Here is a 749-nt window from a genome sequence, read left to right on the forward strand (position 1 = left end):
TATGAGTCATTTCCCTTCCTAGGTGGAACTCTTCTCTTTTCTATCTCTACAGCAAGCCAAGAAATCACCAACAGCCTCGCGCTATATTTGTTAGCCGCGCGCATTGCACAGTCGCTTCTTCATGCAGCTTCATCAAGTAACATCATCGTGCAGTGTCGTTTTCTATGCTTTTGCGCGCAAATAGGTATCGTGTGTTATTGGTTAAGCCAATACTTCCTGTAAACAAAAAAGGCCGCTTTTCAGCGGCCTCTGTATACGTACTATCGTCTCCACCAATCCCAGTCATATCGGAACTGCCAAACATCATTATCGACTTTCGTAAATCCAATGGGATCGAATGGATCAAAGGTTTCTCGATCACCACCAAATGTAAAGATACTCGGCTGGAACCTTCCATTCGCAAAATACACAGGAAATGCCGCTAGATCATACTTAATATCTTCTGGTGACTGCGCATTCCAAGGTTGTTCAGCCGGACCTGAGAGCTGTTTCCACGTTCGGCCATTTTTGTTCACCCAAACATCGATAGGATTAGCCACTGCAAATGGGTCCTGCGGATTAGTACTCAAACCAAAGCCACCAAAGCATACACAACTACCAAAGAGTACCTCGCACTGATGTCCCGGCCGTGGAGCCCAACCTGCGTCAGCAGTTAACAACTCCCAGCGCTTACCATTCTTACTACGCCAGACATCGTTGTAATATGGCGGACAACGATCGCCCGAATCACATGTAAAGCCATCCTCTCC

The 749-nt window shown here is 46.7% G+C and carries 2 protein-coding genes; one reads left to right on the forward strand and one right to left on the reverse strand.

The window, feature by feature from the left end; all coding sequences use genetic code 11:
- Nucleotides 1–222: MAPEG family protein (locus A3739_RS06095; protein WP_197472103.1), on the forward strand; the 222-nt coding region annotated here is incomplete at its 5' end.
- A 38-nt stretch (nucleotides 223–260) separates the two neighbouring features.
- On the opposite strand, the gene A3739_RS29480 is transcribed toward A3739_RS06095, so the two are convergent.
- Nucleotides 261–749 (reverse strand): hypothetical protein (locus A3739_RS29480; RefSeq protein WP_197472104.1); only part of this gene is annotated, 489 nt, incomplete at its 5' end.

The organism is Oleiphilus sp. HI0067 (assembly GCF_001635735.1).